This window comes from Flavobacterium sp., assembly GCF_044376915.1.
Classification (GTDB): domain Bacteria; phylum Bacteroidota; class Bacteroidia; order Flavobacteriales; family Flavobacteriaceae; genus Flavobacterium.
In genome coordinates this window covers 1-4,297 of the sequence record NZ_JBILKB010000117.1, presented here as the reverse complement: position 1 = coordinate 4,297, position 4,297 = coordinate 1, and the positions used below count along the sequence as shown (strand labels likewise).

Here is a 4,297-nt window from a genome sequence, read left to right as displayed (position 1 = left end):
CAGATTGCTGGAACATTATTTAAAGACCGAATTTGACAAAGTAAAATTAGAATTGGATTTTGAATATGCAATCTATGATTGCAGTTCGGAGTCAATGGTGTATGGAAATTACATTTCTATTGATGGCAAACCCTCAAAAATGTGTGCCGAATGTTTCCCAAAAAACACTGATTTAACCTATTATTTTGCCATTCGATTTCCCCATTTACAAAAAAGTTATTTTACGAGTTTAAGTCAGTATTGGGTTTTTACAGGGGTGTTGTTTTTAGTCTTGATTATTTATGTGTATTCGGTTTTCCTGATGTTACAACAAAAACGGTATACCGAATTACAAAAAGACTTTATCAACAACATGACGCATGAATTTAAAACACCTTTAGCGTCTATTTTAATTGCAGCGAATTATGCCAATTCCCAAAATGAAATTTTAAGCCATCCAAAGCTTTCAAAATACATGCAAATCATCATCAATCAAAGCAATAAATTGAACCAACATATAGAGAAAATTTTATATGTTGCTAAAACGGACAGCAATCAAATAGCCCTTGAAAAAACCAAGGTGGACGTGCAGTCCTTATTAGAGTTGGTGAAGGAAAACATCCAATTAAAACACGCTAAGGAGATTCAGATTAGGATAGCAATTGAAAAACCTTTCACGTTACTAGCCGATGAATTTCATTGTTACAATTTGATTTATAACTTGATTGACAATGCAGTAAAATACACTGAAAGTTCGGCTTCCATTGAAATTAATGCCAAAGAAACGGCTAAAGGATTGCTCATCGAATTTATCGATCACGGCATAGGCATTCCCGAAAAAGATTTGCCTTTTGTTTTTGACAAATTTTATCGCGTAGCCCGACAAGACAATAAAGATATTGAAGGATTTGGTATCGGACTGTCTTATGTAAAACGCGTTTGTGAATGGCACAAATGGAATATTGGAGTTAAAAATAATGAAGAGCAAGGCATCACCGTTTCGGTAGAAATAAACAAAAATGATTATGAGTAAAAAGCGCATTTTATATGTAGAAGACGACGAAACGTTGGCGTTTTTAACAACCGATAATTTAGAACAGCATTTCGAAGTATTGCACTGCAATAATGGGAAAGAAGCCTTTCATTTATTTTGTAATGAAGTTTTTGATTTGTGTGTCTTAGACATCATGTTGCCCGATATGGACGGTTTTGAAATGGCGACAGAAATTAGAAAACGCAATCAAGAAATTCCGATTATCTTTTTATCGGCAAAAACCTTAAAAGAAGACCGCATCAAAGGCTTGAAGTTAGGAGCCGATGATTATTTAGTTAAGCCTTATTCTATTGAAGAGCTTATTTTAAAAATCGAAATATTTTTACACCGCAGCCAAAAATCAGTAGAAAACACGATTCAAAAACAGTATACTTTTGGCTCTTTTCAGTTTGAGCCCGAAAATTATTCTTTGAAATCCGATAAACAAAGTGTTACACTTACCGAACGGGAAGCATCTTTATTGAAAATGTTTCTAGACAATCCGAATACCGTTTTGAAACGCGAAAAAATCTTGTTGGAATTGTGGGGAAGTGATGATTATTTTTTAGGCAGAAGTTTGGATGTCTTTATTTCTAGATTGCGTAAAATCATAAAAGAAGAAACCCACGTTCGCATTGAAAATATTCCGCGCGTGGGCTTTAAATTGGTGGTTGAATAACCGCAATTATTCAAAACTCATCACATAGACTTCTAAGGCTTTTCGTTCTTCAGTCGACATCGCTTTGGTAATCGCAAAATTAGTTTTCATAATTTCATATTGTGACGGATCAACAAGTGGTTCCCCTTCCTCGTTAATAAAAGCGGCTATACTTGCCTCTTTTTCACGATAGATTTTAGCAATCTCTTGAATCGAAGGCCCTACTACTTTTATATCGGCTTTATGACAACTTGCACACATTCCCTTTCCTTCAAAAAGTTCTCGTCCTAATTCTTTAGGTGTTTGCTTCGTTGAAATTTCTGTTTGATCCACAGGGATTTGATTTGCTGCTTTTTCGTTACAACTAATCATCGTTAGGGTAACGACAATTATAAGCAAGAGTTGGGGATACACTTTCATAATCCTACTATTACTTATTTAACAAAACCGCAGCTTCTTTCGCAAAATAAGTCGAAATCAAATTGGCACCAGCGCGTTTGATACACATCAATTGTTCCATCATAATTTTATCGTGGTCGAGCCAACCTCTTTCGGCGGCAGCTTTAATCATGGCATATTCACCCGAAACGTGAAAAACAGTTACGGGAACATTCACAGCATTTTTCACTTCGCGAACGATATCTAAATAGGCAATTCCTGGCTTTACCATGACCATATCGGCTCCTTCTTCAACGTCCCAAAGTGCTTCTTTAACGGCTTCGATGCGGTTGGCATAATCCATTTGGTAGGTTTTTTTGTCCTTCGGAACGGCAACATCGGCTTCTCTTGGCGCACTGTCCAAGGCATCTCGAAACGGCCCATAAAAGGCCGACGCATATTTCGCCGAATAACTCATAATGCCTACATTTTCAAATCCTGCAGCATCCAAACCTTGGCGCAAACGCAAAACGCGTCCGTCCATCATGTCGCTTGGTGCTACAAAATCGGCACCCGCATGTGCGTGAGAAACGGCCATTTTTACTAAAGCGTCGTTAGTAACATCATTTGCTACATCGCCGTTTTCAATAATTCCGTCGTGACCATAAATAGAATAGGGATCCAAAGCCACATCGGGCATCACAATCATTTCAGGACAAGCTGTTTTGATAGCTCGAATGGCTTGTTGCATCAATCCGTTTGGATTCCACGCTTCTTTCCCGGTATTGTCTTTTAAATCTTCGCTTACTTTTACGTAAATATTCACGGCACGAATGCCTAAATCGAATAATTCTTTAACTTCTTTTACGGTTAAATCTATCGAACGACGATAAATTCCTGGCATCGATGGAATTTCGACTTGCACATTTTCTCCTTCTGCAATAAACATCGGAAACATAAAATCGCTTGGACTTAACGTAGTTTCGCGAACTAAACTTCTTAAAGATTCGTTTATTCTTAAACGACGGCCTCTTTGTAATGGGAACATAGTAATTGATAATTTATAATTGATAAAGGATAATTAAATCCAATCCACAGGTTTTTCTAATACTTGAATTAATTTTTCTTCTTCGCTTTCCGCCACCGGATGATGGTCATAATGCCATTGTACGTGAGGTGGTAAAGACATTAAAATACTTTCGATTCGGCCATTGGTTTTTAAACCAAACAACGTGCCTTTGTCGTGCACCAAATTGAATTCGACATAACGACCACGGCGGATTTCTTGCCAAGTTCTTTGTTCTGTTGTAAAAGGCAAGTCTTTTCTTTTTGCTACGATGGGTAAATAGGCTTCAAGGAATGAATTCCCAACTTCGGTTACAAAATTGAACCAATCTTCCATTTTCATGGTTTCGGTTTCTTTGCAATAATCGAAAAATAAACCTCCAACTCCTCGCGCTTCATTTCTATGTGCGTTCCAAAAGTAGTCGTCACATTGTTTTTTGTATTTCGGATAAAAATCAGGATTATGTTTATCACAAGCTGTTTTACACGTTTGATGAAAATGAATTGCATCTTCTTCAAACAAATAATAAGGTGTCAAATCTTGTCCGCCACCAAACCAACTGTTAATTACATTACCATTATCGTCGTACATTTCGAAATACCGCCAATTTGCATGAACAGTTGGCGTCATAGGGTTTTTCGGATGAATGACTAAACTCAATCCGCAAGCAAAAAAATCAGCTTCGCCTACGTTAAACATTTTTTGCATAGCTTCGGGTAATTTCCCGTGAACCGCTGAAATGTTTACACCACCTTTTTCAAAAACAGCACCATTTTCAATTACGCGTGTTCTTCCTCCACCGCCTTCGGGTCTGTCCCAAATATCTTCACGAAATTTAGCTTTTCCGTCGATGTCTTCTAATCCTTTACAGATTTGATCTTGAAGGTTTTGTATGTATTGGTAGAATTTGTCTTTCATTTAAATAGCTTTTAGCTATGCATTCAGCCGCTTCACGACTATTGTGCGTAGTTCTTGTTATTTTTTCTTACAATATATCTTACTGTCTTTATATTTAAATCCAACACTTGAATATAAATTTATTGCAGCCAATCTATGATCTTCAGTAAAAAGTAGTATTTCAGAAAGTTCTTTTTCTTCACCTACTTGAACTAATAAATTAATTAGTTTTCTTCCTACTCCTTTTCCGCGAGAAGTGGAGTCTACAACTACATCTTCAATCCAA

6 protein-coding genes are annotated in these 4,297 nt (G+C 36.8%); 2 read left to right on the top strand and 4 right to left on the bottom strand.

Going from position 1 to position 4,297, the window contains the following annotated elements; genetic code table 11:
* Both ACIQ6Z_RS09370 and ACIQ6Z_RS09365 read left to right on the top strand, forming a co-directional pair.
* Window positions 1-1,012: sensor histidine kinase (locus ACIQ6Z_RS09370; RefSeq protein WP_396210622.1), on the top strand; the 1,012-nt coding region annotated here is incomplete at its 5' end.
* A complete protein-coding gene (locus tag ACIQ6Z_RS09365) occupies window positions 1,005-1,691 on the top strand; it encodes a response regulator transcription factor (RefSeq protein WP_396210621.1) in 687 nt (228 codons plus the stop codon). The genes ACIQ6Z_RS09370 and ACIQ6Z_RS09365, both read left to right, overlap by 8 nt.
* Before the next feature lie 6 nt (window positions 1,692-1,697).
* On the opposite strand, the gene ACIQ6Z_RS09360 is transcribed toward ACIQ6Z_RS09365, so the two are convergent.
* The 4 genes from ACIQ6Z_RS09360 to ACIQ6Z_RS09345 all read right to left on the bottom strand — a co-directional run.
* On the bottom strand, window positions 1,698-2,090 hold the full coding sequence (locus ACIQ6Z_RS09360) for a c-type cytochrome (protein ID WP_396210620.1): 393 nt from the start codon (window positions 2,088-2,090) through the stop codon (window positions 1,698-1,700).
* Window positions 2,091-2,100: 10 nt separating this feature from the next.
* Window positions 2,101-3,096, bottom strand: coding sequence for a porphobilinogen synthase (gene hemB, locus ACIQ6Z_RS09355; protein ID WP_396210619.1), 996 nt, complete (start codon window positions 3,094-3,096; stop codon window positions 2,101-2,103).
* Window positions 3,097-3,129: 33 nt separating this feature from the next.
* Window positions 3,130-4,032 (bottom strand): oxygen-dependent coproporphyrinogen oxidase, encoded by a 903-nt coding sequence (gene hemF, locus ACIQ6Z_RS09350; RefSeq protein ID WP_396210618.1) that lies wholly within the window; start codon window positions 4,030-4,032, stop codon window positions 3,130-3,132.
* Window positions 4,033-4,089: 57 nt separating this feature from the next.
* Window positions 4,090-4,297: GNAT family N-acetyltransferase (locus tag ACIQ6Z_RS09345; protein ID WP_396210617.1), on the bottom strand; the 208-nt coding region annotated here is incomplete at its 5' end.

Bases quoted from the DNA above. Each gene is read 5' to 3' on its own strand.
- ACIQ6Z_RS09365 (WP_396210621.1), top strand. From the start codon at position 1,005: ATGAGTAAAAAGCGCATTTTATATGTAGAAGACGACGAAACGTTGGCG.
- ACIQ6Z_RS09360 (WP_396210620.1), bottom strand. From the start codon at position 2,090: ATGAAAGTGTATCCCCAACTCTTGCTTATAATTGTCGTTACCCTAACG.
- hemB (WP_396210619.1), bottom strand. From the start codon at position 3,096: ATGTTCCCATTACAAAGAGGCCGTCGTTTAAGAATAAACGAATCTTTA.
- hemF (WP_396210618.1), bottom strand. From the start codon at position 4,032: ATGAAAGACAAATTCTACCAATACATACAAAACCTTCAAGATCAAATC.